At 72.2% G+C, this 26,402-nt stretch carries 25 protein-coding genes and 1 pseudogene; 18 read left to right on the plus strand and 8 right to left on the minus strand.

The genetic code is table 11. From position 1 onward, the window contains the following. From AOQ53_RS01830 to AOQ53_RS01870, 9 genes are all read left to right on the plus strand, one after another. Positions 1-1,150: NAD(P)/FAD-dependent oxidoreductase (locus tag AOQ53_RS01830; RefSeq protein WP_059414319.1), on the plus strand; the 1,150-nt coding region annotated here is incomplete at its 5' end. Then, positions 1,147-1,956, plus strand: a complete 810-nt coding sequence (locus tag AOQ53_RS01835; protein WP_059414321.1) for an acetoacetate decarboxylase family protein — start codon at positions 1,147-1,149, stop codon at positions 1,954-1,956. The genes AOQ53_RS01830 and AOQ53_RS01835, both read left to right, overlap by 4 nt. A 122-nt stretch (positions 1,957-2,078) precedes the next feature. Continuing rightward, a complete protein-coding gene (locus AOQ53_RS01840) occupies positions 2,079-3,542 on the plus strand; it encodes an aldehyde dehydrogenase (protein WP_059414323.1) in 1,464 nt (487 codons plus the stop codon). Then, positions 3,535-4,455, plus strand: a complete 921-nt coding sequence (locus AOQ53_RS01845) for a 3,4-dihydroxyphenylacetate 2,3-dioxygenase (protein ID WP_059414325.1) — start codon at positions 3,535-3,537, stop codon at positions 4,453-4,455. Before AOQ53_RS01840 ends, AOQ53_RS01845 begins: the two co-directional genes overlap by 8 nt. Beyond that, positions 4,448-5,293: a fumarylacetoacetate hydrolase family protein gene (locus tag AOQ53_RS01850; protein WP_059414327.1), complete on the plus strand. Its 846-nt coding sequence runs from the start codon at positions 4,448-4,450 to the stop codon at positions 5,291-5,293. The genes AOQ53_RS01845 and AOQ53_RS01850 overlap by 8 nt, the downstream gene beginning before the upstream one ends. 28 nt (positions 5,294-5,321) lie before the next feature. Continuing rightward, positions 5,322-5,924 carry a TetR/AcrR family transcriptional regulator gene (locus tag AOQ53_RS01855; protein ID WP_059414329.1) on the plus strand — a complete coding sequence of 201 codons (603 nt, stop codon included), beginning with the start codon at positions 5,322-5,324 and terminating at the stop codon, positions 5,922-5,924. A 132-nt stretch (positions 5,925-6,056) separates the two neighbouring features. Further along, entirely contained in the window at positions 6,057-7,517 is a 1,461-nt protein-coding gene (locus AOQ53_RS01860; RefSeq protein ID WP_059414331.1) for an APC family permease, read from the plus strand. 118 nt (positions 7,518-7,635) lie between these two features. After that, positions 7,636-9,126, plus strand: coding sequence for an aldehyde dehydrogenase (locus AOQ53_RS01865; protein ID WP_059414332.1), 1,491 nt, complete (start codon positions 7,636-7,638; stop codon positions 9,124-9,126). Further along, positions 9,123-9,815: a gamma-glutamyl-gamma-aminobutyrate hydrolase family protein gene (locus AOQ53_RS01870; RefSeq protein ID WP_059414334.1), complete on the plus strand. Its 693-nt coding sequence runs from the start codon at positions 9,123-9,125 to the stop codon at positions 9,813-9,815. The genes AOQ53_RS01865 and AOQ53_RS01870 overlap by 4 nt, the downstream gene beginning before the upstream one ends. A gap of 14 nt (positions 9,816-9,829) precedes the next feature. Here the strand turns inward: AOQ53_RS01870 and AOQ53_RS01875 are convergent, their stop codons facing one another. Next, complete coding sequence (locus AOQ53_RS01875) at positions 9,830-10,402, minus strand: MarR family winged helix-turn-helix transcriptional regulator (RefSeq protein WP_059414396.1); 573 nt, start codon at positions 10,400-10,402, stop codon at positions 9,830-9,832. Positions 10,403-10,506: 104 nt separating this feature from the next. On the opposite strand from AOQ53_RS01875, the gene AOQ53_RS01880 reads away from it, so the two are divergent. Continuing rightward, on the plus strand, positions 10,507-11,445 hold the full coding sequence (locus AOQ53_RS01880) for a TIGR03619 family F420-dependent LLM class oxidoreductase (RefSeq protein WP_059414335.1): 939 nt from the start codon (positions 10,507-10,509) through the stop codon (positions 11,443-11,445). A gap of 31 nt (positions 11,446-11,476) precedes the next feature. Here AOQ53_RS01880 and AOQ53_RS01885 read toward each other — a convergent pair whose 3' ends face one another. Beyond that, positions 11,477-12,508, minus strand: coding sequence for a helix-turn-helix transcriptional regulator (locus AOQ53_RS01885; RefSeq protein ID WP_059414337.1), 1,032 nt, complete (start codon positions 12,506-12,508; stop codon positions 11,477-11,479). A 242-nt stretch (positions 12,509-12,750) separates the two neighbouring features. On the opposite strand from AOQ53_RS01885, the gene AOQ53_RS01890 reads away from it, so the two are divergent. The 4 genes from AOQ53_RS01890 (at position 12,751) to AOQ53_RS01905 (ending at position 18,305) form a co-directional block, all read left to right on the plus strand. Then, the gene (locus AOQ53_RS01890; protein ID WP_059414339.1) at positions 12,751-13,761 is read left to right on the plus strand and encodes a sugar ABC transporter substrate-binding protein; all 1,011 of its coding nucleotides are present in this window, start codon (positions 12,751-12,753) and stop codon (positions 13,759-13,761) included. An 11-nt stretch (positions 13,762-13,772) separates the two neighbouring features. Beyond that, the gene (locus tag AOQ53_RS45650; protein ID WP_059414341.1) at positions 13,773-15,545 is read left to right on the plus strand and encodes a sugar ABC transporter ATP-binding protein; all 1,773 of its coding nucleotides are present in this window, start codon (positions 13,773-13,775) and stop codon (positions 15,543-15,545) included. After that, positions 15,542-16,525 (plus strand): ABC transporter permease, encoded by a 984-nt coding sequence (locus AOQ53_RS01900; RefSeq protein WP_059414343.1) that lies wholly within the window; start codon positions 15,542-15,544, stop codon positions 16,523-16,525. Before AOQ53_RS45650 ends, AOQ53_RS01900 begins: the two co-directional genes overlap by 4 nt. Before the next feature lie 82 nt (positions 16,526-16,607). Beyond that, a complete protein-coding gene (locus AOQ53_RS01905; RefSeq protein ID WP_059414398.1) occupies positions 16,608-18,305 on the plus strand; it encodes an amidohydrolase in 1,698 nt (565 codons plus the stop codon). Between the two features lie 90 nt (positions 18,306-18,395). Here the strand turns inward: AOQ53_RS01905 and AOQ53_RS01910 are convergent, their stop codons facing one another. Genes AOQ53_RS01910 through AOQ53_RS01920 form a run of 3 tightly spaced genes read right to left on the minus strand, consistent with a single transcriptional unit; the run spans position 18,396 to position 21,039 of the window. Further along, positions 18,396-19,277, minus strand: a complete 882-nt coding sequence (locus AOQ53_RS01910) for a metal ABC transporter permease (protein WP_059414345.1) — start codon at positions 19,275-19,277, stop codon at positions 18,396-18,398. Then, positions 19,274-20,113, minus strand: a complete 840-nt coding sequence (locus AOQ53_RS01915; RefSeq protein WP_408055126.1) for a metal ABC transporter ATP-binding protein — start codon at positions 20,111-20,113, stop codon at positions 19,274-19,276. The genes AOQ53_RS01910 and AOQ53_RS01915 overlap by 4 nt, the downstream gene beginning before the upstream one ends. 5 nt (positions 20,114-20,118) lie before the next feature. After that, positions 20,119-21,039, minus strand: a complete 921-nt coding sequence (locus tag AOQ53_RS01920; RefSeq protein WP_059414349.1) for a metal ABC transporter solute-binding protein, Zn/Mn family — start codon at positions 21,037-21,039, stop codon at positions 20,119-20,121. 165 nt (positions 21,040-21,204) lie between these two features. On the opposite strand from AOQ53_RS01920, the gene AOQ53_RS01925 reads away from it, so the two are divergent. From AOQ53_RS01925 to AOQ53_RS45655, 4 genes and pseudogenes are all read left to right on the plus strand, one after another. Continuing rightward, on the plus strand, positions 21,205-21,897 hold the full coding sequence (locus AOQ53_RS01925; RefSeq protein WP_059414351.1) for a helix-turn-helix transcriptional regulator: 693 nt from the start codon (positions 21,205-21,207) through the stop codon (positions 21,895-21,897). Beyond that, positions 21,894-22,874, plus strand: a complete 981-nt coding sequence (locus AOQ53_RS01930) for a pyridoxal-phosphate dependent enzyme (RefSeq protein ID WP_059414354.1) — start codon at positions 21,894-21,896, stop codon at positions 22,872-22,874. Before AOQ53_RS01925 ends, AOQ53_RS01930 begins: the two co-directional genes overlap by 4 nt. Positions 22,875-22,935: 61 nt before the next feature. Then, entirely contained in the window at positions 22,936-23,295 is a 360-nt protein-coding gene (locus AOQ53_RS01935) for a cupin domain-containing protein (protein WP_059414356.1), read from the plus strand. Between the two features lie 57 nt (positions 23,296-23,352). Next, positions 23,353-23,451 (plus strand): annotated as a pseudogene (locus tag AOQ53_RS45655) (oxidoreductase); the annotation flags it as partial. A 6-nt stretch (positions 23,452-23,457) separates the two neighbouring features. Here AOQ53_RS45655 and AOQ53_RS01940 read toward each other — a convergent pair. Genes AOQ53_RS01940 through AOQ53_RS01950 form a run of 3 tightly spaced genes read right to left on the minus strand, consistent with a single transcriptional unit; the run spans position 23,458 to position 26,347 of the window. After that, complete coding sequence (locus AOQ53_RS01940) at positions 23,458-24,105, minus strand: LutC/YkgG family protein (RefSeq protein ID WP_059414358.1); 648 nt, start codon at positions 24,103-24,105, stop codon at positions 23,458-23,460. 11 nt (positions 24,106-24,116) lie between these two features. Further along, positions 24,117-25,595, minus strand: coding sequence for a LutB/LldF family L-lactate oxidation iron-sulfur protein (locus tag AOQ53_RS01945; protein ID WP_059414360.1), 1,479 nt, complete (start codon positions 25,593-25,595; stop codon positions 24,117-24,119). After that, positions 25,592-26,347 (minus strand): (Fe-S)-binding protein, encoded by a 756-nt coding sequence (locus tag AOQ53_RS01950; protein WP_059414362.1) that lies wholly within the window; start codon positions 26,345-26,347, stop codon positions 25,592-25,594. The genes AOQ53_RS01945 and AOQ53_RS01950 overlap by 4 nt, the downstream gene beginning before the upstream one ends. Positions 26,348-26,402 lie beyond the last annotated feature (55 nt).

Raw genomic sequence — 26,402 nt, forward strand, 5'->3', positions numbered from 1 at the left:
CCGCGCCGCGGGCTGGGCCGGCGGCGTCACGGTGGTCGGCGACGAGCCGCACCCGCCGTACAACCGGCCCCCGCTGTCCAAGGAGGTCCTCGCGGGAGCCGTGCCCTTCACGTCCCTGGCCCTCACACCGAAGGCATCGGTGGCGGACGTGGAGTGGCGGCTGGGCACGAAGGCCGTCGCGGCCCGGCTCGCCGAGCGGACCGTGGAACTCGACGACGGCTCGGTGCTCCCCTATGACGGTCTGGTCGTCGCCACCGGCATGCGGCCCCGGCGTCTGCGCTGCCCCGGGCCGCTCGCCGGCCGCCACACCGTCCGCACGATCGATGACGCCCGGGGCCTGCGGGAGGAGCTGACCCGGCCCGGGGTGCGCGTGGTCGTGGTCGGCGCCGGGTTCATCGGCTGCGAGGTCGCCGCGACGGCCGTCGGGCTCGGTGCGGCCGAGGTGACCGTCGTCGATCCGCTGCCGTTGCCGATGGCCGGGCCGCTCGGAGAGATGCTCGCGCGGGTGCTGCTCGCGCGGCACGAGCAGCGCGGGGTCTCCTTCGTGCTGGGTTCGGGCGTGACCGGGTTCGAAGGGGGCGGCCGGGTCACCGGTGTCGTGCTGAGCGACGGGTCCGTGCTTCCCGCTGATGTGGTGGTGGAGTCCGTGGGCTCGGTCGCCAACACCGAGTGGCTGGACGGCAACGGGCTGGATCTGAGCGACGGCGTCCTCACCGATCAGCACCTGCGGGTCGGAGGCCGGCCGGAGGTCGTCGCGGTCGGGGATGTCGCCCGCTTCCCGAACGCCCGCTACGACGGTGTGCCCCGGCGGGTCGAGCACTGGTCCGTGCCGGCCGACTCGGCCAGGCACGCGGCGAAGGTGCTGGTCGGTGGTGACGCCGGCGTGGCGCCCTTCGCGCCCCTGCCCACCTTCTGGAGCGACCAGCACGACTTCCGGTTGCAGTCCTTCGGTGCGCCCGCCCTGGGGCTCGGTGACGTCCGGGTCCTCGACGGCGACATCTCGGGGGACGTGCTGGTCGGTTATCACCGCGACGGACGGCTGGTCGGTGTCGTGGCGCTCGGCGGGCCTTCCGCCGCCCGTGCCGCTGCCCGGTACCGCGCCGACCTGCTGAAGCAGCCCGCCCTCACCTCGCAAGGAGCCTCCTCGTGACCGGTCTTCGTGGTTACTTCCATCCCAAGACGGCGACGGGTGCGTCGTCGCTGATTCCCTCTCCGCCCTGGCGGTACTCCGGTGACCTGTTGACGGTGGAGTACCGCACGGACCCCTCGCGGGTGCGTGAACTGCTCCCCGAACCGCTGGAGTTGGCCGACGAGGACCCCGGTGCGGTCGCTCTGATCTGGGCCGACTGGCAGTCCTGCTCGGCCTCGGGGGAGGAGCTGCTGGATCCGGTGCGGGCGCAGTACAAGGAGGCGTTCGCGGTGGTGCGCTGCACGTACCGGGGACGGACGTACTCGCGGTGCGTCTACATCTGGGTGGACAAGGACTTCGCGATCGCGCGCGGGCTGCATCAGGGGTATCCGAAGAAGCTCGGCTCCATTCACCAGACGCGGCCGCATCCGTACGGGCCCGCGCCGCGGATCGAGGCGGGGGCGCGGTTCGGGGCGACTCTGGCGGCCGCGGACCGGCGAATCGCGCAGGCCGTGGTGACGCTGCGCGAGCCTGCTGAGAGTGGCGGGTTCGTCAATGCGCACCCCATGGCGCATCACCGGTGGCTGCCGTCGATCGAGGGCAAGGGGCTGGCTCTCGATGAGCTGATCGAGTCCGGGGCGGCGTCCTTCGAGGGCGGTCAACCGTGGGCAGGGGACGCGGAGTTGGAGTTGTTCGAGGCGCCGACGGAGGAGTTGGCCCGGCTGGAGGTGCGGGAGCCGATCGCGGCGTACTACCGGCAGGTCGGGGTGGTCTGGGACGGGGGGCGGCTGCTGGAAGTCGGTACTTCGGAAGCGTCTGCCGAGTAGCGCCGGTAGGCGGGTGCGGGTTCGTCGTGGTTGGTCGCGCCCACGCGGCGGAGCCGCACATCGAACACAGCCCCGCGCCCCTAGGTGAGTGCGATTCTCCTCGTTCGAATGGAACTCTTCTCATGCCTGACAACATCACCGTCGCCGGCGTTGCCGTCGACACCCGGCACTGGATAGGCGGCCTGCGCGTTGCCTCCGCCGGCACCTTCACCGACCACTCGCCGATCGACGGCAGTGAGCTCGGCGAGATCGCCCGGGGCGGCCCGGCCGAAGCCGAGGCCGCCGTCGCCGCCGCCCGGGACGCCTTTCCCGCCTGGGCCGCGACCTCGCACAGCGACCGCGCTCGCATCCTGCACGCCATCGCCGACGGCGTCGAGAAGCGGATCGAAGAGCTGGCGATCGTCGAGACCACCGACAACGGTGCGCTGCTGCGGTCGCATCGCCGGGGCGTCATGCCCCGCGTCGCCCACAACTTCCGGTTCTTCGCCGACTGGCTGCTGAAACTGGAGCATGAGGACTTCGAGACACGGGAACACACCAACCACGTCAGCTGGGACCCGGCCGGTCCCTGCGTGCTGATCACGCCGTGGAACGCGCCTTTGATGCTGGCCACCTGGAAGGTCGCCCCGGCCCTCGCCGCGGGCAACACCGTCGTCCTCAAGCCCGCCGAGTGGTCCCCGCTGACCGCCTCCCTGCTGGCCGACATCGCCGCCGAGGCAGGCCTGCCGGCCGGTGTCCTCAACGTCGTCCAGGGGTACGGCTCCGAGATCGGTGACACCCTCACCTCCCACCCGGACGTGCGCCGCATCAGCTTCACCGGCTCGGTGCCGACCGCGCGGCGCATCGCTGCCTCGGCCGCCGGGAACCTCACGCCCCTGAGCCTGGAGCTCGGCGGCAAGTCACCCCTTCTGGTCTTCGCCGACGCCGATCTCGACCTGGCCGTCGACCTCGCCGTAGAGCAGTACGACAATGCCGGGCAGGTGTGCCTGGCGGGCACCCGGCTGCTCGTCGAGGAGCCGGTCGCCGAGGAGTTCACGCGCCGGTTCGTGGAGAGGGCGTCCGCCCTCACCCAAGGCGATCCCCGCGACGAGGCCACCGACATCGGGCCCACCATCCATCCGCGCCAGCTGGAGAAGATCGACGGGTTCGTGCAGCGGGCCGTCGCGGCCGGGGCGCGGGCGGTCGTCGGGGGGCACCGCAAGGACGGGCAGTACTACGCGCCGACCCTGCTCACCGATGTAGCCCAGGACTCCGAGATCGTGCAGGAGGAGGTCTTCGGGCCGGTCCTGACCCTCCAGACGTTCGCCGGTGAGGACGAGGCCGTCCGGCTCGCCAACGGCACCCGCTTCGGGCTGGCCGCCACCGTCGCCACCGGCGACCGCGACCGCGCCGAGCGGGTCACCGCGCGGCTCGTCGCCGGCACGGTCTGGGTCAACTGCTTCTTCGTCCGCGACCTCCAGGCCCCGTTCGGCGGCTCCCGGCAGTCCGGTGTCGGACGTGAGGGCGGCACCTGGAGCTTCGACTTCTACTGCGACCTGAAGAACACCGTGACCGCCCCGAAGGGATGGAACCAGAGCCATGGGTGAGATCGTCGGGGCCGGGCTGCTCGCCCACGTCCCCACCATCGTGCTGCCCGAGGAGGAGCGGCTGGAGCTGAACGAGGGCAAGGAGATCACCCTCGTCACCGGGCTCCAGGAGCTCCGCAGGGACGTCTTCGAGCGCGACGACTACGACACCGTGGTCGTGCTCGACTCCCACTGGGCGACCACCGTCGAGTTCGTCGTGACCGCGCAGGAGCGCCGTGCGGGGCTGTTCACCTCCGAGGAACTGCCGCGCGGCATGTGCCGGATGCCGTACGACTTCCCGGGGGACCCCGAACTCGCCCGCAGCATCGCCTCGTTCGCCGACAAGCACGGCACCTGGATCACCCCGATCGACGACGCGTACCTGCCGGTCTACTACGCCACCATCAACCTCTGGAAGTTCCTGGGCGAGGGCCTGCCCGACAAGCGGTGGGTCACCATCGGGGTCTGCCAGACCGGCGACATGGAGGACCATCTCAGGCTCGGGCGGGCGCTCGCCGACGGTATCGCCGCCACCCCCGGGCGACGGGTCCTGCTCGTCGCCTCCGGAGCCCTCTCGCACACCTTCTGGCCGCTGCGCGAACTGCGCGACCACGAGGCCGGCGACCCCGTGCACATCCGCACGCCCGAGGCCCGCGAGGCCGACCTGGAACGCATCGCCTGGTTCAAGGAGGGCCGCCACGACAAGGTCCTCGACACCATGGACGACTTCTGGAAGTTCAAGCCCGAGGCGAAGTTCTTCCACTACCTGATGATGGCCGGCGCCCTCGGCGGGCAGGCGTGCACCGCCAGGGCCCGCCAGTACGGCGAGTACGAGAACTCCATCGGCACCGGCCAGGCCCACCTCTGGTTCGACCGGCCGGCCGATGGCTGGACCGCAGACCACACCCCCGCGCAGGAGTCCGCCCATGCCTGAGTACCGCCGTATCCTCCTCGACGGCGCCGCCGTCCAGGTCACCGTCGACGGTGACGAACTCGTCGCCCCTGACGGCCGCCGCGTCAAGACCGGGGACGCGCAACACCTGCCGCCGGTCGTCCCCTCCAAGGTCATTGCCGTCCACCTCAACCACCGCAGCCGGGTGGAGGAGTTCCGGATCGGGTTGCCCGACACTCCCACCTACTTCCACAAGCCGGTCTCCGCCCTCAACGCCCACCGGGGCGCCATCGTCCGCCCCGAGGGCTGCAAGTGGCTCAACTACGAGGGCGAGGTCGCCATCGTCATCGGCAGGACGGCGCGGAACATCTCCCCGGCCGGGGCAGGCGACTACATCGCCGGCTACACCGTCGCCAACGACTACGGCCTGCACGACTTCCGCGACACCGACGCCGGCTCCATGCTCCGCGTCAAGGGCTCCGACACCCTCTGCCCGCTCGGCCCCGGGCTGGTCACCGACTGGGACTTCCACGGCAAGCGGCTGCGGACCTACGTCAACGGACAGGTGGTGCAGGACGGTTCGACCGACGAGATGACGTGGGACATGCACTACCTCGTCGCCGACATCGCCCGCACCATCACGCTGTACCCCGGAGACGTCCTGCTGTCCGGCACGCCCGCCAACTCCCGCCCCGTCCAGCCGGGGGACGTCGTGGAGGTGGAGGTCGAGGGGCTCGGCCGGCTCACCAACCACATCGTGACCGGGCCGGCCGCCATCCGTGCGGACGTGGGCGCCCAGCCCACCGAGTCGGAGGAGGTGCTGTCGACCGCGCTCGGCGGCGACTGGGAGTTCCGTGGCATCCGGCCGCCGCGTCGCTGAGCGGGACGGCCCGGGTAGGGTCACGGGCATGACCGAGCCCGCCGGCCGCCGACCCCGCAAGCGCGTGAACTACGGCACGGGCCGCGAGGCCCTGCTGGAGGCCGCCGTGCGTGTCGTGGCCCGAGGCGGGCTGCGCAGGCTCACCTACCGGGCGGTCGCGGAGGAGGCCGGCGTCACCCACGGCTTGGTCGTGCACCACTTCGGCACGCGTGACGCCCTGATCGAAGAGGCCCTCACCCACGCCATCCGGGCCTCCCTGAGCAGCAGCGCCCTCGAACCGGGCACGGGCAGGGCCGCCGACTTCTCGGTGGGCCTGACGGACATGGTGGAGTCCGGTCCCGACCTCCAGGCGTTCCAGTACGAACTGCTGCTGGAGTCCCGGCGCCGCCCCGAGCTCCTGGCCCACCTGCGGTCGCTGTACGACGAGTACTTCGACGCGACGCGGCGCGAGCTCACCCAGATGCTCCCCGCTCCGGTGGGCGAGGGCCTGTCCCGGATGGTCTTCGCCACGCTGGAGGGACTCGTCCTGCACCAGCTGGTCTTCGGTGAGCGCGAGGTCATCGAGGACGCGCTCGACGAGCTGCGCTCGGTGCTGCGGCTGCTGGCCGAGAAGCGGAACAGCGAGGACTGAGTTCTGCGGACCTCCCGGTCCCGAGGCCCCGGAATTCGCCCCGCACCCCTTGCCAAACGGATAGTTCCGCCCCACGATGAGGCAACTCGTTTGGCCTGAAACGACCCTTCCTCCCTCTGGCAGGTGATCCGAGTGGACAGTCAGACGGTCTCCCGGCACACGGTGACACCGGACGCGCCCACCGCAGGCACGCTCAAGCCCAACGCCCTCGGGGTGCTGGGCATCCTCTTCTTCGTCCTGTCCGCCCAGGCCCCGCTGACCGGCATCGCCGGCGCGGCCCCCATCGCCGTGGCGCTCGGCAACGGTCCCGGCGTGCCCGCCGCCTATCTGGTGGCGGGCCTGGTGATCCTGCTGTTCTCCGTGGGCTTCGTGGCCATGGGCCGCCACGTCGTGGACGCGGGCGCCTTCTACACCTACATCGGCAAGGGCCTGGGCCGGACCACCGGCACCGGCAGCGCGGGCCTCGCGCTCTTCGCGTACTGCACCATTCAAGCCGCCATGTACGGGCTCTACGGATCCATCGTCGGCGGGCTGGTCGCGAGCCACACGGGCCTCGACCTGCCGTGGTGGGTCTGGACGCTGGCCACCATGGCCGTCGTGCAGGCGCTCGGGGCCGCCGGCGTCGAGATGGGCGCCAGGGTGCTGGCCGTCCTGGTCCTGGCGGAGTTCAGCATCCTGTCGGTCTTCGCCCTGGTCACCCTCGTCAAGGGCGGCGGACCCGAGGGGCTCGGCCTCGCCGACAGCTTCGCCCCGGCCGCCGCCCTGGACGGCGCACCGGGCGTGGCCGTGATGTTCGCCGTGGCGTCCATGTTCGGCTTCGAGGCCACCGCCATCTACGGCGAGGAGGCCCGCGAGCCCAGGAAGACCGTGCCGAGGGCCACGTATCTCGCGGTCGTCGTGGTCACCGGCTTCTTCGCCCTGACGTCCTGGATGCTCATCTCCTCCTACGGCGCCTCCCAGGCCACCGCGGCCGCGGGCAAGGCCCTGGAGGGCGGCGACGGGGCCGGGTTCGTCTTCGCGCCCATCGCGGCGCAGTTCGGCGGCTGGGTCGGCGACGTGCTGCCGGTCCTGCTCGCCACGTCCCTCTTCGCCGGCATCCTCACCTTCCACAACTCGGCCAACCGCTACCTGTTCTCCCTCGGCCGCGACCGGCTGCTGCCGCGCCGCATGTGCGGGCTCAACCGCCGGCGCGCGCCCTGGGCCGCCGGGTGCGTCCAGACGGCCCTGGCCGTGCTGCTGGTGATGCCCTTCGCGCTGGCGGGCAAGGACCCGGTGCTGACGCTGTTCTCCTGGTTCAGCGGGGTCGCCGTCCTGGCGATGATGCTGCTGTACCTGCTGACGTCGGTGTCCGTCGTCGTCTTCTTCCGCCGCGAGCGCCTCGACGCCCGCCCCTGGAACACGCTGATCGCTCCCGGCCTGGGCGCGCTCGGCATCGCGGGGGCGATCTGGCTCATCCTGGCCAACTTCACCACGCTCATCGGCGGTGAGCGCGGCACGGCCGTGTGGCTCACGCTGTCGGTCCCGGTGGTCATGGCGCTGGGCCTCGTCGCCGCACGGGTGCGGGGGAGGGGCGTCGCGGCCGACGGCGGATGACCGCGCTCGTCGCCTTCCGCGGAGAGCCGCACCCATATCGTTTGAGATCAAAAGACGCAAGTCGAAAGACGCAGGCCAAAGACTCAGATCGAAAGTCCGAGACCGAAGGAGGTCCTCCATGCCGGCCGTCACCCACGACGAGTGGCTGCGCCGCGCCAAGGCGTACCAGCTCTCCGGCGCCCACCACATCGCCGGCGCCGACGAGCCCGGGAGCGGGGCGACGTTCCCGGTCGTGTCACCGCGTGACGGCCGGGTCCTCGCCGAGGTCCCGGACGCGGGCACCGCCGAGGTGGACGCGGCCGTCGCCGCCGCCCGGCAGGCCTTCGACACCGGCCCGTGGCCGCACCTGGCACCGGCCGAGCGCGGCCGGGCCCTGCTCCGCCTCGCCGACCTGCTCGAAGAGCGCCGCGAGGAACTGGCGTTGACCGTGACCCTGGAAATGGGCAAACCGATCAACGACGCCCACGGCATCGAACTGCGCGCCGTCATCAGCACCTTCCGCTGGTACGGGCAGCTCGCGGACAAGCTCACCGACTCCGCCCCGCACACCGCCCCGGACGCCCTCGCCCTGGTCACCCGGGAACCCGCCGGAGTGGTCGGGGCGGTCGTCCCCTGGAACTTCCCGCTGACCCTGGCCGGCTGGAAGGTCGCCCCGGCACTGGCCGCGGGCTGCACGGTCGTCCTGAAGCCCTCGGAGAACTCACCACTGTCCGCCCTGCTCCTGGGACGCCTCGCCACCGAGGCCGGCATCCCGCCCGGCGTGCTCAACGTCGTCACCGGCGACGGCCCCACCGCGGGCCGGGCCCTCGGCCTCCACCCCGACGTCGACGTCCTGGCGTTCACCGGCTCCACCGCCGTCGGCCGCCACTTCCTGCGCTACGCCGCCGACTCCAATCTCAAGCGCGTCTGGCTGGAACTCGGCGGCAAGTCGCCCAACATCGTCCTGCCCGACGCCCCCGACCTCGACCAGGCCGCCGCCACGGCCGCCTGGGGCATCTTCTTCAACCAGGGCGAGATGTGCACGGCGCCTTCGCGGCTGCTCGTGCACTCCTCGATCGCCGAGCGGGTCACCGAGGCCGTGGTCCGGCGGGCCCGCGAGCTGAAGGTGGGCGACCCTCTCGACCCGGAGACGGAGATGGGCGCACTGGTCGGCCAAGGACACCTGGACCGCGTACGCGATCACATCCGCCACGGCGTCGAGGAGGGCGCCCGGCTGCGCACCGGCGGCGAGCGCCTGCTCGCCGAGACCGGTGGGACCTATCTGGAGCCGACCGTCTTCGACCGCGTGGCCCCCGGCTCGCGACTGGCCCGCGAGGAGATCTTCGGCCCGGTCCTGTCCGTGCTCGCCTTCGACGACCTCGACGAGGCGGTCCGACTTGCCAACGCCACCGAGTACGGTCTCGCCGCCGGGTTGTGGACCTCCGACCTGACCACCGCCCACCGGGTCTCGCGCGCGCTCAAGGCCGGGACGGTCTGGGTGAACTGCTACGAGGAGGGCGACCTGACCGTGCCCTTCGGCGGCATGAAGCAGTCGGGCAACGGGCGTGACAAGTCCGTCCACGCGCTGGAGAAGTACACCGAGCTCAAGACCACCTGGATCCAGCTGTGAGGCCGCTGATCGCCGTTCCCGCCCGGTTCTCGGCGCGGGCCTCCGCACTCCGGTACGCCGCCGAGGTCAACGCCCGCGCCCTGATCGAGGCGGTCTGGCGGGCCGGTGGCGAACCGGTGAGCCTCCACCCGGCGGACACCGGCGCCGCCGCCCGGCTCGCCCGCTTCGACGGCGTCCTGCTCCCCGGCGGCGGCGACCTCGCCCCCTCCCGCTACGGCGCGACCGACACCCACGACACCGTCTACGACGTCGACGCCCTCCAGGACACCTTCGACCTCGACGTCGCCCGCCACGCCCTGGAGTCGGGCCTGCCCCTGCTCGCGGTCTGCCGCGGACTCCAGGCCGTCAACGTGGCCCTCGGCGGCACCCTGGAGCAGGACATGGGCGGCCCGGAACGCGAGCACCGGCACCTGGTGCACCCCGTCACCCTGGAACCCGACTCGGTCGTCGCCCGGTCCACCGGCGTCGAGAAGACCGACGCGTCCTGCTATCACCACCAGCGCGTCGACCGCCTGGGCACGGGCCTGCGTGTCACGGCCCGGGCGGCGGACGGCACCGTCGAGGCCCTCGAACTCCCGGGCGCCAGGGGCTGGTTCACCGCCGTCCAGTGGCACCCTGAGGACACCGCCCACGAAGACCCCGCCCAGCAGGGCCTGTTCGACGCACTCGTACGGGCCGCGGCCCGGTGAGGCCGCAGCGGGAGTCAGGCCCGGGGTCGCCGTCCACTGCGCCGCGGCGCGGGCTCGGCACCGCCGAGCAGGGACTGCCGCCGCTCCTCGCCGTGTTCCTCGACCTGGAGCACCACACTGCGCAGTCCTTCGGCGAGGCTGCGGCACTCCGCGTCGCTGAGCCGGGCCGTCACGAACGCCTCCTCCTCGTTGAACGCCGGGAAGACCCGCTGCATGAACGCGTCTCCCTCCTCGGTGAGGCTCAGCAGCACCAGCCGCCCGTCGCTCGGATGATCCGCCCGCCGCAGCAGCCCCCGCGACTCCAGCGTGCGCGCCACACCCGTCAGCGTGCCCTTGGAGATCCCCGCCTCCTCCGCCACGTGCCGGGTCTCGGACTCGCCCCACACCCAGACCACCCACAGCACCACGAAGGCCGTCCAGGTCAGGTCCGAGCCCCGCAGCACCGAGTTCTCCAGGTGCTGCCGCACGGCGGACGCCGCCCGGTAGATGTTCGCCACCGCCGCCATCTGCTCCCGGCGGATCGGAACACCGCCGAGCTTCGCCGCTGCGAGCTTCTCGGCTTCGGTGATGGATCGCTGGCCCGGCACGGGCGGCTCCTTCGTCTGGTCGCGACGCGTCACGCCGGGGCGGCGCATCCTCGCCGTCCGGTCGTTCGGACTCAAATTGTACGGAGACGAAAGGGAAACCCGACATGCCCACTCCCCGCATGCTCCTCGTCCTCAGCGAGAACTGGACGCTGACCGGCGGCCGGGCCGACCTGCCCGCCGCCGTCCGCTGGGCCCGCGAGGCCGAGGACGCCGGCTTCGACGCCGTCATGGTCAGCGAGCACATCGTCCTCGGCCCCGACGCGGCGGCCGCCGGAATCATGGGCAACCCCCGTGACTACGCCCTCCCGGGCAACCAGGACCCGTACACCCCCTGGCCCAACTCCCTGCTGCTGCTCGCCGCCATCGCCTCCGTCACCTCCCGGCTGCGCCTGGCCGCGGCGGCCGTCCTCGCCCCGCTGCGCCACCCCCTGCTGCTCGCCCGCGAGCTCGGCACCCTGGACCTCCTCAGCCAGGGGCGCCTCGTCGTGCAGCCCACGGTCAGCTGGAGCAAGGACGAGTACGACGCCCTCGGCGTGCCCTTCGCCCGGCGCGGGCGGCTCCTCGACGAACACCTGGAGATCTGGGCGAAGGCCTGGGGCCCGTCGCCGCTCTCCCACGACGGGCCGCACTACCCCTTCCAGGACGTCTACTTCGAGCCCAAGGCCCACCGCCCGGACGGCCCCCGGCTCTGGTTCGGCGGACAGCGGCTGCACGGCCCCGTCCTGCGCCGCCTCGTGCGGTACGGCCACGGCTTCCACCCGCTCGGCCGGCCCACATCCGAGGACCTCCAGGCGCTCAAGGAGGCGATGGCCGCGGCAGGGCGGGACAGCGCGGACCTGGAGATGATCGGCGGCACCCAGGCCGTCTTCCCCGACGACCGCTCACCGGCCGACCTCGGCGCGGCGCTCGCCGTCATCCCCGAGCAACTGGAGCAGGGCTTCACGACCTTCTGCGTCAAGCCGAACCAGTTCATCGACGACCCCGAGGGGGTGGGGGAGTTCTGCCGGGACGTCATGCGGCGGGTCGAGGCGCTGACCTCCTGACCGCGTTCCTCCCCGACCGCCAGGGCCCGGATCACCGCTCGACGAAACGTCCGAGGTGATCCGGGTCCGGCCGCAGCAGCCCGTCCCGGACGGCGAGCGCCGTGGCCTGCGCACGGGAGGCACAGCCGGTCTTGCGCAGCAGATGCTCGACATGGCTGTGCACGGTCCGCGGGGACAGGAACAGCGCCTGCGCGATGGCCTGGTTGGTCTGCCCCGTGGCCGCCCGGGTGAGCACTTCCAGCTCCCGGGGGCTCAGCCCGTACGGCAGCTCCGTGGGCGTCTCGTGCACCAGCACCGCGTCGGACGCGAGGCCGGGCCCCGCCGGGTGCCGGTGGAGTACGACCCGCTGCCAGCCGCCGCCGGCCGGCCACAGCAGGCGCAGCCGCCGGCCGCCCGTGCCGGTGAAGGCGTCGAGCAGCGCGTGGAACCCGCCTTCCTCCCGCAGCACCCGCGGCCGGTCCCGGCCCGGCAGGTCGATCACCCCACCGTCGCCCGTGACCAGGCTCGCCGCGTCCTCCGTCGCCAGACCGTGCAGGTCACCGGCGTGGGCCAGCGGGTCGGCGAGCGCGGCCAAGGCGGGCATCACGGAGGCGAGGAGCCGGCGGGCGTCGGTGTCGTAGGCGTCCGCGCTCTCGGTGGAGAGATGGACCAGGCCCACCAGCCGGCCCCGGTGCCGCAGCGCTCCCGTGACGCCGTCCCGGAAACCGGCCGGGCGGACCCGCTCGGCGTAGAACCAGCCGTGCCGGAAGCGCGGCCCGGCGTCGTCGGCGTCCTCCGCGTCCTCCGAGATGGACGGTGGCAGCTCCTGCCGTACGACGTTGCGGTACCACTGCGTCGCGACGAACTCCCCGGCCAGGGCCTGCGAGGCCGCGGCGGTGTAACCGATGCTCGCGACCTGGACGTGGGAGCCGGTCAGCGGGTCGATCGTGAGCAGGGTCGCCGCGTCCAGCGGCAGGGCGCGGGCGAGTTCCCGCAGGGCCTGCGCGGAGGCCGACGTGGTGTCGCGCTCGCGGGTGAGCATGCCGATGCGTGCTGCTGCCGCGATCTGGTGGTGGCTGGGCATGGCGAGCCTCCGGGCGGCTCCGACGCGATGTCGTTTGGGGTCTAACGATAGAGGTCCGGTCGGGGTCCGACAAGGTGTTCACCGACTTGCCGCGGACTTGTCGTGCGGGGGCCCCATGATTCGCCGGCTGTCGTTCGCAGTCGGTATTTGTACGGATGGTGCGGCGGGCCCGGCGGGACTTTCCTGTTCGGCACACCCGGATGCCCGCTCCAGTCGGGCCCGCCCCTCGGAGAGTCCCCGCCATGACCCCATCCCCGTCCACAGCCTCACGCCGACACTTCCTCGCCCTCTCCGCGGCCACCGCCCTGGCCGCCGCCGGATGCTCGGCACCGCAGAACACGGCCGCCTCGGCCAAACCGTCGTCCCCCGGCGGCACCCGCCTGACGAAGATCGGACTCGACTACCCCTTCACCCAGCTCCCGCTCTACTCCACCCTGGTGAAGCTCTCCACCGCCCAGGCCAAGAAGCACGGCATGTCGCTGGTCACCACGAGCGACAACGCCAGCGCCGACACACAGGCGAGCAACCTCAACACCTGGGTCGCCCGCAAGGTCCCGGCGATCGTGTCCTTCCCGATGGTCTTCGAGGCCGCCGAGCCCATCGCCAAGGCGGCACTGGACGCGGGACTGATCTGGGTCACCTACGGCGGCTCCCTGCAACACCAGAGCGCCGACATCCAGTTCAGCTTCCGCAAGGGCGGCACCCTGCTCGGCGAGGCGGCGGCGAAGTGGGCCGAGGAGCACCTCGGCGGCAAGGGCAAGATCGCCTTCCTCACCGACAGCACCATCGAACTGGGCCGCGAACGCACCAAGGGCATGATCGACGCCTTCACCAGGCTGGCACCCGGCGTCGACGTGGTGGCGCGGGAACAGGCCATCGACCCCGACACTGGCCTGTCGAAGACGAAGGCGATCCTCGCCAAGCACCCCGACCTCAACCTCGTCCTCGGCGTCACGGACGCCGCCGCCTACGGCGGATTCAAGGCCCTCCAGCAGGCGGGCCGGGCCGCCGACGACGCCAAGACCTTCGTCGGCGGCCAGGACGGCTCCGCGCCCTCCCTCCTCGCCGTCAAGCAGGGCACCTTCTACCGGGCCTCCGCCGCGCTCGCGCCCAAGGACATCGCCGCCGCCATCGTCGAGGTGCCACGAGCCGTCGCCGCGGGCAAGGCGAACCCCAGCGCCCAGGTGCCGGTCGCGCTCGTCCAGCACGCCGACACCGCCGAGATCGACGCCTTGCTCGCGCAGAACGCTTGAGGCCCGCCGCCATGACGACCACGAACCTCCGCATCCGGGGGCTGACCAAGTCCTTCGGCGGCGTCAGGGCCCTCCACGGTGTGGACCTCACCGTGCCCGCCGGGCAGGTGCACGCCCTGCTCGGCCACAACGGCGCCGGCAAGTCCACCCTCATCAAGTGCCTGGGCGGTGCCTACCCGCCCGACGCGGGCACGATCGAGGTGGGCGGCACGTCGTACACCCGCCTCACCCCGCGCGAGTCGATCGCGGCCGGCGTGGCGATCATCTTCCAGACGCTGAGCGTGGTCGACGCTCTGACCGTGGCGGAGAACATCTTCCTCGGTCAGGAGTGGACCCGGTACGGCCGCATCGACCGGCGCGCCCAGGAGGAGGTCGCCGCCGGGCTGCTTCAGCGGGTCGCGGCCAGGTGCTCTCCGCGCGACCGGGTGGGCGATCTGCCCATGGCCCAGCGGCAGTTGGTCGAGATCGCCAAGGCCCTCAGCCGCAGCGCCTCCGTCCTGGTCCTCGACGAGCCGACCGCGGCCCTGTCCGGCGCCGAGACCGACGCCCTGGCCCAACGCGTCGAGGACCTCCGCGCGCAGGGCCTCGCCATCGTCTACGTCACCCACTTGCTGTCGGAGGTGGAACGGCTCGCGGACGCGGTGACCGTACTGCGCGACGGGCGAGTGACCCACCAGGCCACGGTGGCGGGACAGACGCGGCGTGACCTGGTCGAGGCGATCGCGGGCAGGCCGACGGAGGCCGTGCACGGGCCTCGGCGCGCCACGGGCACGGACGCGCCGGAGCCGCCTCGCAGGACCGGCCCGCGCGCCCAAAGGCCGCGGTACGCGCCCGGCTCGGACGGGGACGAGACGCGTGGCGTGCCGAGCACGGACGCCCAAAGGCCGCGGTACGCGCCCGTCCCGGCGGGGCACGACGCCCGTCGCACGCCGAGCCCGGACGCCCAGGAGCCGAGGCGCGCTCCCGACCGAGACGAGTACACGCCAGGCCCTGACACGCCCGAGCCGCAGCGCACTCCGGCCCCGCCCCGGCTGATCGTCGAAGCCCTGCGCGGCCCCGGCTTCGGGCCCGTCGGTCTCACCGTCACCGAAGGCGAACGCGTCGGCCTGTTCGGGCTCATCGGCTCCGGCCGCACCCGCATCCTGGAGACGCTCTACGGCAGGCGCCGAGCCACCGCCGGAACCATCCGGGTCGGCGAACGCACCGTCAGCCCCGCCCGCCCGGCCGACGCGCTCGGCGCCGGAATCGCGCTGGTGCCGGCGGACCGGCGCGCACAGGGCCTGTTCCCGTCACTGTCCGCGCAGGACAACGCGCTGCTGCCGGCCGTCCGGACCCTGGCCCGGTACAACGTACGGGCGTTGCGCACCGAACGGCGGGTGTTCGACGCGCTGGCCACGGCGGTCGGGCTGCGCCCGGCCCGGCCCGGGCTGCCGGCGGGCGCGTTCTCGGGGGGCAACCAGCAGAAGCTCGTGCTGGGCCGGTGGATCAACGAGGCGCGGCACGTGGACGTGCTGCTGCTGGACGAGCCGACCCAGGGCGTCGACGTGGGCGCCCGTCAGGAGATCTACCGGGTGGTGTCCGGACTCGCCGCCGAGCGGGGCACCGCCGTGCTGTTCGCGTCCAGCGACCCCGAGGAGATCGTGGCGCTCGCCGACCGCTGCCTGATCGTCGCCCGGGGACGGATCGTCGGCGAACTCTCCGGCACCGGACTCACCGAACAGGCGCTGCTGTCGGCGGTCCACGACGCCGATACCGACCCCCTGCCCGCCGAAGGAGCAGCATGACCACCGCCGACCGCGTCCTCACGCGCCCGCGTCTGATCGCCACGGGCGGGCTGACCACCGTACGCCGCAACCCCCTGCTGGTCGTGCTCGTCGCGATGGTGCTGGTCTTCCAGCTGACCACGGGCAGCTTCCTCGACCCGGCCAACCTCGGCGGTATAGCCACCGACGCCGCCACCCTCGCCATCGTCGCCGTCCCGCTGGCTCTGCTCGTCATCAGCGGATACCTCGACCTGTCGGTCGGCTCCACGCTCGCCCTCGGCGGGCTGGTCGCGGGCTGGCTGGCCGGCCAGCACCACCAGTCGCCCGCCGTCGCCCTGCTCGGGGCGCTCGCCGCCGGGGCGGTGGTCGGCGCGGTGAACGGCGTCCTGTGCTGCTACTTCGGCCTGTCCGCGTTCATCGTCACGCTCGGCATGCTGACCGCCGTACGAGGTCTGGCACAGCAGTTGTTCCCGTTGCCGCTGAGCGGATTCGGCTCCGGGTTCGCCTGGATCGGCGGGGCGCGGATCGCCGGGATCGCGGCGCCGGTCGTCATCGCGGCGCTGGTGCTGGCGGCGGGTGCGCTGTTCCTCGCGTTCACCCCGGCCGGACGGCACGTCTTCGCCATCGGCGTCAACCGGGAGGCCGCTCACCTCTCCGGCATCCAGACCCGCCGCACCCCGTTCGCGCTGTTCGTCGTCACCGGCGTGGCCGCCGCCCTGGCCGGTGCCGTCAAGGCGTCGGTACTGGACAGCGTGGTGGCCGGAACCTCAGGATCCGGTTTTGAGCTGGCCGTGCTCACCGCCGTGCTGGTCGGCGGAGTCGCCCTCACCGGCGGCTCCGGCTCGATCCTCGGCGTCCTGCTCGGCGTGCTCTTCCTCGGCGGCCTACAGAACGGTCTGACCCTGCTGAACGTGCCGACGTTCTGGCAACAGATGGCCCAAGGCGTCGCGCTGGTGGCCGGCGCGGCCCTGGCGTACTTCGCACCCCGCACGGGGCGCTGACCCACACTCCCCCTGAAAAGAGGTCACCGTGAGCGACACCGCACCCGCGAGCGGCACCCCGTCCGAGAGCGACGACACATCCATGAGCGACACCGCCCCCACCCTCGTCCTGACCGGCGGCCAGGTTCTCACCGTCGACGCCGGCTTCACCGTCGCCGAAGGCGTGGCCGTACGCGGCCGGGACATCCTGGCCGTCGGCAGCGACGCGGAGATGCGCGCCCTGGCCGGGCCCGGCACCCGGATCGTCGAACTGGGCGGCCGGACCGTGCTGCCCGGCATCAACGACTCGCATCTGCACGGAGCCGCCTACGGGATGACGAAACCGCCGTTCGCCATCGACGTCGGCCATCCGGCGGTGGGGTCCCTCGCCGACATCGCCGCGGCCGTCGCCCGGGCGGCGCGGGACGTCCCGGACGGAGAGTGGATCGTCGGCCTGGGCTGGGACCCCGGTTACCTCGCCGAGTGCCTGGCCGACCCGGGCCGCTTTCCGCACCGCCGGGACCTGGACGCGGTGGCGCCGGGTCACCCGGTCTGCCTCACCGACTTCTCCTCGCACATGGTGTGGGCCAACTCAGAGGCGCTGCGCCGCTGCGGCATCGACGCGGACACCGCGCCCCCGCCCGGCGGCGTCATCGACCACGACCCCGACGGCCGGCCGACCGGCATCCTGCGCGAGGCCGCCGGGCGGCTCGTCCAGGCCGCGCTGCCCGCCCCCACCCTCGCCCAGCGACGCCAGGCCATCCAGAACGTGATCCGCGAGCTGCACTCCCGCGGCATCACCAGCTACACCGAGCCCGGCCTCGGCCCCGGCGGCGCCGGCACCCTCTTCGGCGGCCTGAGCACCGACAACTGGACCGCGTACGCAGACCTCGCGGCGAGCGGTGAACTCCTCGCGCGCGTCAGCGTGCTGCTGCTGCCCGCCCCCATGGGCGGCTCCGCCGCCGACGTCCGCAAGGGCCTGGCCGAACTGCGCCGCCCCGAGTCCGCCGACCCCCGGCTGCTGCGGGCCATCGGCGTCAAGATCTTCGGCGACGGCGTGCCGCCCAACCGCACGGCCTGGATGAACGAGCCCTACCCGGAGGGCGGTCACGGCGCCCTGTGCGTCCACGGCGACACCCCCGCGCTCCAGGCCGACGAACTGCGGGAGATGATCCGGGTCGCCCACGAGGCCGGTTTCCAGCTCGGCGTGCACGTCACCGGCGACCGCGCCATCGACACGGTGGTGGAGGCCTTCGTCGCCGCCGACAGGGCCGCGCCCCGCCCCGACGCCCGCCACTACGTCATCCACGGTGACTTCATCAGCCCCGGCAGCCTGGCCGAGCTGGCCGCACACGGATACGGCGTCAACATGAACCCCGCGATCAAGTGGACCATCTCCGACCTCATGGACGAGGTCGTGGGCCCCGAACGCTCCGCCTACCAGTGGCCGGTGCGCTCCGCGCTCGACGCCGGCGTACGGGTCTGCGCCAGCTCCGACGCGCCGATCACCGAGCCCGACTGGCGACAGGGCGTGGCCGCGATGATGCTCCGCGAGTCCAAGGCCAGCGGACGCGCCAGCGGCCCCGAACAGTGCGTGCCGCTCGCCGACGCCCTGCGCGCCTACACCGCCACCCCGGCCTGGCAGGACTTCGCCGACGACTGGAAGGGCACCGTCGAGCCGGGCAGGGCCGCCGACCTGTGCGTCCTGGACCGACCGCTGCTGGGCCTCGACCCGCACGACATCACCAAGGTCCAGGTGGATCTCACGGTGTTCGACGGGCGGGTGGTGTTCGAGCGCTGAGCCTGTACCCCACGGCGGGCCGCCGACCGGCGGCCCGCTCCTCCGCACCGCGGATTCCCCGGCCCGTGACGACCGTGGCCGATCACCGAGTCAGGTCGACCCCACAGGCGTCCGCCGCGTTCCCCAGCGCCGGGTCCGGTACTTCCCGGCCACCCGGCACACCGCGTAGACGCCGAACGAGATCGTCGTGACGTAGGGGCTGATGGGAATGCTGCTGCCCAGCGCGAGCAGGATGCCGCCCTCGATCGAGGCCACGGCGAACAGCACGCTCAGCACGGGCAGCAGCACCGGCGACGCGGTGACGCGGGCGGCGGCCGCGGCCGGGGTGACGACCAGCGTGAGCACCAGCAGCGCGCCGACGACCTGCACCGACAGGGCGACCGCGAGCCCGAGCACCAGCATGAACGCGAAGGACAGCGCACGCACCGGCACTCCGCGTGCCTGAGCCACGTCCGGGTCCGTGCTGGCGAAGGCCAGCGGACGCCACATGACCGCCAGAGCGATCAGCACCAGCACGGACGTGCCGAGCAGCCACGACATCTGCGGGGTGTCCACGGCGACGATCTGACCGGTGAGCAGCCCGAACTTGTTGGCCGCCCGGCCCTTGTAGAGGGCGAGGAAGAGCACGCCGAGGCCCAGCCCGAACGGCATGATGATGCCGATCACCGAGTTGCGGTCCCGGGCCCGTGTCCCCAGCACCCCGATGGCGCCGGCCGCGAGGAGCGAACCGGCGATCGAGCCCGCCACGATGTTCGCGCCCAGCAGCAGGGCGGCCGACGCGCCCGCGAAGGACAGCTCGCTGATGCCGTGCACCGCGAACGGCAGGTCCCGCATCAGGACGAAGACGCCGGCCAGCCCGCCCACGAGACCGAGTGCCACGCCGGCGATGAGGGAGTTGCGGACCAGGGCCAGCAGCTCGCCGTAGTCGGTGAAGTCGAAGATCTGCTGCCAGACCCCGTCGGCGAGCGTCATGCGCGCACTCCGTCCGTCTCGTGAACCTGCCCGGGATGGTGCGGCGGCGCGGCGGGTTCGTCGGGGGCCCCGGCGACGACGACCCGGCCCCGCACGCGCACCACGTCGACCTGCGTGCCGTAGAGCCGGGACAGCGACTCGGAGGTCAGCACCTCGTCCGGGGTGCCGACTCGGTGGCCACCGGGGGCCAGGTACAGCACCCGGTCGGCCATCCCCAGCACCGGGTTGATCTCGTGGGTCACGAAGACGACCGCCGTGCCGTGGGAGCGGCGCCGGGCGTCGATCAGCCCGGTGACGGCCCGCTGGTGGTTCAGGTCGAGCGACAGCAGCGGCTCGTCGCACAGCAGGATGCGCGGGTCGGTCGCCAGGGCCTGCCCGATGCGCACGCGCTGCCGTTCGCCGCCGGACAGCAGGCCGAGCGGGACGTCGGCGTAGGCCGCGGCCCCGACCGATTCGAGGATCTCGTCCACCCGGCGGCGGACCGCGCCGGTGCGCAGGCGCGGCCCGAAGCGGTGCCCGTCGATGCCGAACCGCACGAGGTCCCGGGCGCGCAGCAGGGCCTGCGCGGACAGCGCCGCCTGCTGCGGGACGTAGCCGATGTGCCGGGCGGCCTCGCGAGCGGGTCGGCCGAGGACGGTCAGCGTCCCGGCGGACAGCGGCCGACGGCCCAGCAACGCCCGTACGAAACTGGTCTTGCCCGCTCCGTTCGGCCCCAGCACGGCCAGGAACTCCCCGGGCCGTACGTCGAGGTCGAGGCCGCTCCACACCGTGCGGTCGCCGTACGACAGGGCAGCGCCGCGCAGACTGACGACAGGGGTGCCGGCCTGCCCGGACACCGGGGTCACCTGGCCAGCGCGCTCGCGAGCGCGTCGACGTTGGCGGTCATCCAGCCGAGGTAGTCCTTGCCCTTCGGCAGGGTCTCGGTGACGGGCACGACGGGGACGCCGGCCGTCTTGGCCGCCGCCTCGGTCTTCTCGGTCTGCGGACCGGAGGTCTGCTCGTTGTAGACGAGTGCCTTGACCTTCCTGCCGCTGAACAGGGCCAGACTCTCCTGGAGGATCCGGGGGGAGACGTCGCCGCCCTCCTCGATCGCCTCGCTGAACGCCGCGGGCGTCCTGTTCACCAGGCCGCTCGCCTCGATCATGTACAGCGGCACGGGCTCGGTGATCGCCACCGCCTCACCGCCGTGCTCCTTCATGATCCGTGCCTCCTTCGCCTCCAATGGCGTGAGCTCGGCCTTGAAGGCGGTGGCGTTCTTCCTGAAGGCGGCCGCGTCGGCCGGGTCGGCCTTGGCGAGGGCCGCGGATATGCGGTCGGCGACGCGGGCGACGGTGGGGAAGTCGTACCAGACGTGCTCGTTCAGCTCGCCGCCCTTCGGCGCGGTCTTGCCGGAGACCCGCACCGCGTTGATCACCTGGGCGGAGTCGTTGTGGCCGCTCTTCAGCATGCGGTCGACGAAGTCGTCGTAGCCGCCGCCGTTCTCGACGACGACCTTCGCCTTGGACAGGGCCAGCTGGTTCTGCGTGTCGGCCTCGTAGGAGTGCGGGTCCTGGTCGGGGTCGCTGATGACCGAGGTGACGTCGACCTTGTCGGCGCCGATGCTCCGCACGATGTCGCCGTAGACGTTCGTGGAGGCGACCACGGGCACCTTGGCCGAGGCGCTCGCGGCGTCGGCGGAGTCCGACGAGCTGCCGCAGCCCGCGAGAAGGGCCAGTGACGCGCCGGTCAGCAGCGCCAGGCGGCGGGACGTGGACAGGGGCATGGCTCCTCCATGACGGATGTGCAGACGGGATGTCAGGCAGGCGCCACGCTAGATGGCAATGAATGTCAAGAGCGAGTTCTGGCCGAAGTCATGTGAAAACCATTGCCAGTTGTTGACGGAGGGAATGGACTAGTCGTCCAACCGTTGGACATGTAGTCTAAATCCATGGGAGAGACTCTGACCGCGGAACGGGACGCGATCCTCGCCGCGCTGACACCGGTCGTCGACGGGATCGCCGCGACCTTCGGACCGGTCTGCGAAGTCGTGCTGCACGACTACCGGAACCCGGAGAAGTCGGTCGTCGCCGTGGCCGGATCGGTGACCGGGCGGACGGTGGGAGGCGCGATGAGCGAGATCGGGATGCGCGTCCTCGCCCACGGGGACGAGGCGGCCGACGAACTGAACTACGTCACCCGTACCCGCAACGGGACGATGGTGAAGTCCTCCACGATGGTGCTGCGGGACTCCACGGGAGCCGTGTTCGGCGCGCTCTGCGTCAACGTGGACGTCAGTGCCGTCAGCCAGGTCCACAGCCTGCTCGGCGCCCTCGCCGGGCTCGGCGCGGCCCCCGCGGAGCTGCCGACCACCACCTTCGGCAACGACATCGACTCCGTGGTCGACGCCCTCGTCGACGCCCACCAGTCGAGGCAGCGGGGCAGCTGGGCGGAGCTCGACCGCGCGGAGCGCCTGGAGCTGTTCGGCGGGCTGGACGCGCGCGGTGTCTTCGCCGTGCGCGGCGCGGTCGAGCAGGTCGCCGCCCGGCTCGGCATCTCCCGCGCCTCCGCCTACAACTACCTCTCCCAGGCCCGGGCCGCCCACAGCACGGCTTCCGACTCTTCCGCTGGAGGACAAGCGTGACGACCACCACCCCACCGGTCACCCTCGACGACGTCCGGGACGCCGCCGCCCGGCTCCAGGGCGTCGCCCACCGCACGCCCGTCCTGCGCTCCCGCACCCTGGACGCACTCGCCGGCGCCGAGATCCACCTCAAGTGCGAGAACTTCCAGCGCGTCGGCGCCTTCAAGTTCCGCGGCGCCTACAACGCCGTCTCCCGCCTCACCCCCGAGCAGCTCTCCCGGGGGATCGCCACCTACTCCTCCGGCAACCACGCCCAGGCCGTCGCCCTCGCCGCCCGCGAGCTCGGCACCACCGCCCTGATCGTCATGCCGGAGGACGCCCCGCCGTCGAAGCGGGCGGCCACCGCCGGCTACGGCGCCGAGATCGTCACCTACGACCGCTACACCGGCGACCGAGTCGCCATCGCCGAGGCCCTGGCCGCCGAGCGGGGTCTCACCGTCATTCCGCCGTACGAGCATCCGCACATCATGGCCGGGCAGGGCACGGCCGCACTGGAGCTCCTCGAAGAGACGGGGGAGCTGGGGGCGCTGCTGACACCGGTCGGTGGCGGCGGGCTCATGGCCGGCAGTGCCACGGTGGCCAAGGGGCTGCACCCGGACATCCGGATGATCGGCGTCGAACCGGAGGCCGGGGACGACACCAAGCGCTCACTGGAGGCGGGCCGGCGCATCAGCATCCCGGTGCCGCACACCATCGCCGACGGACAGGCCCTTCACACACCCGGCGAACTCACCTTCTCCGTCAACCGGCGGCTCGTCGACGACATCGTCCTGGTCACCGACGACGAGATCCGGGACGCGATGCGGTTCGCCTTCGAACGCCTGAAGATCGTCATCGAGCCGAGCGGCGCCACCCCGCTGGCCGCCCTGCTCACCGGCCGCGCGGGCCCTCTCCCACGCCGCGTCGGCGTCATCATCACCGGCGGCAACATCGACGCCGAGCGCTTCGCCCGGCTCTGCGGCACCGGCACCCGCTGAATGGCGTGGCCCGCTCGACGGACGGACGATGGAAACACATCCCTCACCGAGGAGGAGCGTCATGCTTGAGGTGAAGACGCTCGACAAGCCGGACGAACGGCGCGATTTCCCCCGTGGCCACCTCGAAGCCGTCCACATGACGGACCTCGACTTCGCCGTGGCGACCTTCGAGCCCGGCTGGCGCTGGTCCGAGTCCGTGGCGCCGATCGCGGGCACCGACAGCTGCCAGATCCACCACAACGGCTACGTCGTCTCGGGCCGTCTGCGCATCCGCATGAACGACGGAGCGGAAGGCGAGGTGGGACCCGGCGACGTGTTCGTCTGCCCGCCCGGCCACGACGCCTGGGTCGTCGGCGACGAGCAGTGCGTGGTGTACGACTTCGCGGGCACCATGGCCAAGGAGTACGCCAAGAAGGAGTAGCCCGGCCGTCCTTCGCACCTGCGGCCCGCCGCGTGCGAAGGGCGCCCCACCGCCTGATCACACCGGGTCGTCTGCCTCGCCTCCGACCAGGCCTCGGCGGCCACGGGCGGTGCCCCGCGGGTCGACGGCGGTTGCGTCGACTCGATCCTGCCCTGAGCCCGGTCAGTCCTCGCTCACCAGGATCACCTCCAGCGTGCGCGGACCGTGCACCCCCTCGACCCGGTCCAGCTCGATGTCACTGGTCGCCGACGGCCCGGAGATCCACGTCAACGGGCGTGCCGGGTCGAGGCGTTCGAGGCCCTGCGGCACGGACGACACGACCTGGCCGGGGACGCGCACCACACAGATGTGGTGGTCGGGGACGAGAGTGATCCGGCGCCGCCCCTGGTCGGGTGAGCCGTCCAGCACGATCGTCCCGGTCTCCGCGATCGCGACCGCACAGGCCGTCACCACGCTGTCCACTCGGTCGAGTTCGTGCGGCGTGCTCTCCGCCCGGTCCGCCACCCGCGTCACACCGGTCTGCGAGAGCCAGCCCTCGTCCAGCCCGGGCGGCACCAGCACCGAAGCCGATCCGCGCTTCTCCAGCAGCCCCGTGATCAGCCCGGCCAGCCCCTCGGTGTCCGTACGGTGCACGATCGCCCGGTAGTCCGCCAGATTCTCGGCGAGCAGTTCGACGGTCTCCTCGACACTCCGGTCCCCGTGCTCACGCGCATAGTCGCGCGAAACCGCCTGCTCGTACGCCGTGTCGTCCCGCGGCACGTCCGCCAGCGCGCGCCGCACCCGGCCCAGGATCCGCTCCCTGCTGTTCACTTGGCCCCTGTTCACTCCGCCCCGCCCTTCCCGCCGCGCGTCCGCTGCCACCAGTCCCGGAACGGCTCGGAGGGCACCGCCGGCAGATCCCGGGTCCCGCTCCAGGCCCGCCCGGGCCCCGGCAGCGTACGAGGATGGAAGCGCCGGGTCCGGGAGGCGGCGCGCTGGCCGGTGCGCAGCGCGCCCGGGTGCGTGAACGCCCACCGTGCCGCGCGCATCGCGGCCCGCTCGGCGGCATGCCCCTTCGCCGGCCGCAGCACCACCTTGTTGCCCTCCCGGGTGACCTCCCCGCCCTGCACCACCCGCTCCCGCAGATGCACCAGCACCTCGGGGATGTCGATGGCGACCGGGCACACCTCGTAGCACGCGCCGCACAGCGAGGACGCGTACGGCAGTGAGGCGTCGATCTCACTGCCCGTGCCCCGCAGCTGGGGGCTGAGGATGGCGCCGATCGGGCCCGGGTACACCGAGCCGTAGGCGTGGCCGCCGGCCCGCTCGTACACCGGGCACACGTTGAGACACGCCGAGCAGCGGATGCAGCGCAGCGCCTGCCGGCCGACCTCGTCGGCGAGGGTGTCGGTGCGGCCGTTGTCCAGCAGCACCAGATGGAAGGTGCTCGGCCCGTCCCCGTCGGTCGTGCCGGTCCACGTCGACGTGTACGGGTTCATGCGCTCCGCCGTCGAGGAGCGGGGGAGGGTCTGGAGGAACACCTCCAGGTCCCGCCACGTGGGCACGATCTTCTCGATGCCGACGACCGAGATCAGCGTCTCGGGCAGCGTCAGGCACATCCGGCCGTTGCCCTCCGACTCCACGACCACCAGCGTGCCCGTCTCGGCGACCATGAAGTTGGCACCGGAGATGCCGACCTTGGCACGCAGGAACTTCTCCCGCAGGTGCAGCCGGGCCGCCTCGGCGAGTTCGGCGGGCGTGTCGGTGAGGCCCTCGGGGGCCGGGCGGCCCCACTCGCTCATCTCCCGGGAGAAGATGTCGCGGATCTCGCCCCGGTTGCGGTGGATGGCCGGGACGAGGATGTGCGAGGGGCGGTCCTTGCCCAACTGCACGATCAGCTCGGCGAGATCCGTCTCGTAGGCCCGGATGCCCTCGGCCTGAAGTGCCTCGTTGAGTCCGATCTCCTGTGTGGCCATCGACTTGACCTTGACGACCTCCGACTCGCCGGTCATCTTCACGAGCTGGGTGACGATCTCGTTGGCCTCGGCCGCGTCGGCGGCCCAGTGGACGATGCCGCCGGCCGCCGTCACCGCCTCCTCCAGCTGCTCGAGGTAACGGTCGAGATGGCGCAGCGTGTGGTCCTTGATCCGCTTGCCCGCCTCGCGTAGCTCGGCCCAGTCGGACACCTCCGTCACGGCCTTTTCCCGCTTGGCGCGGATGGTGTGCGTGGCGTGCCGCAGATTGCCGCGCAGGGTCTTGTTGCCCACGGCCTCCCGCGCGGCCTCCGGAAACGCCGGCATCCCGACGAACGTCCCGCTCATACGGCCGGTTCCTCCTCCGTGCTCGCCAGGATCTCCGCGATGTGCACCGGCCGCATGCCGGTCCGCAGCCTGGTCATCGTCCCGCCGATGTGCATCAGGCACGAGTTGTCGGCCGCGCACAGCACCTCGGCGCCCGTCGACTCGGCGTTGCGCACCTTGTCGGCGCCCATGGCCGCCGAGACGTCGGGGTTCTTCAGCGCGAAGGTGCCGCCGAACCCGCAGCACTCGTCGGCCCCCGGCAGCTCGACCAGTTCCAGCCCCTTCACGGCCTGGAGCAGCCGCCTGGGCCGGTCGCCCAGGCCCAGGCCGCGCAGGCCGTGGCAGGTCGGGTGGTAGGTCACCTTGTGCGGGTAGTAGGCCCCGACGTCCGTCACGCCCAGCACGTCGACCATGAACTCCGTGAGCTCGTACGTCTTCGGCACCACCGGCGCCAGCGTGGCCGCGAGGGTGTCCCCGCGCCCCTCCGCCCGGGCTCGCTCGCCCATCCGCGGATACAGCTCCCGCACCATCGCCCCGCACGACCCGGACGGTGTCACGATCGCCTCGTACTCGCCGAAGACATCGGAGAAGTGCCGGGCGAGCGGTTCGGCCTCGTGACGGTATCCGGTGTTGTAGTGCGCCTGGCCGCAGCAGGTCTGCGCCATCGGGAAGTCGACGTCGACGCCCAGTCTGGTCAGCAGTTTCACCACGGCGCGCCCGGTGTCCGGATACAGCGTGTCGTTGACGCAGGTCAGGAACAGGGCGACACGCATCGCGGCTCCTTGTGGTCGGTCATCGGATGAGTTGCAGCGTAGTCCGGGGACGGGG

This window comes from Streptomyces azureus, assembly GCF_001270025.1.
GTDB lineage: Bacteria > Actinomycetota > Actinomycetes > Streptomycetales > Streptomycetaceae > Streptomyces > Streptomyces azureus.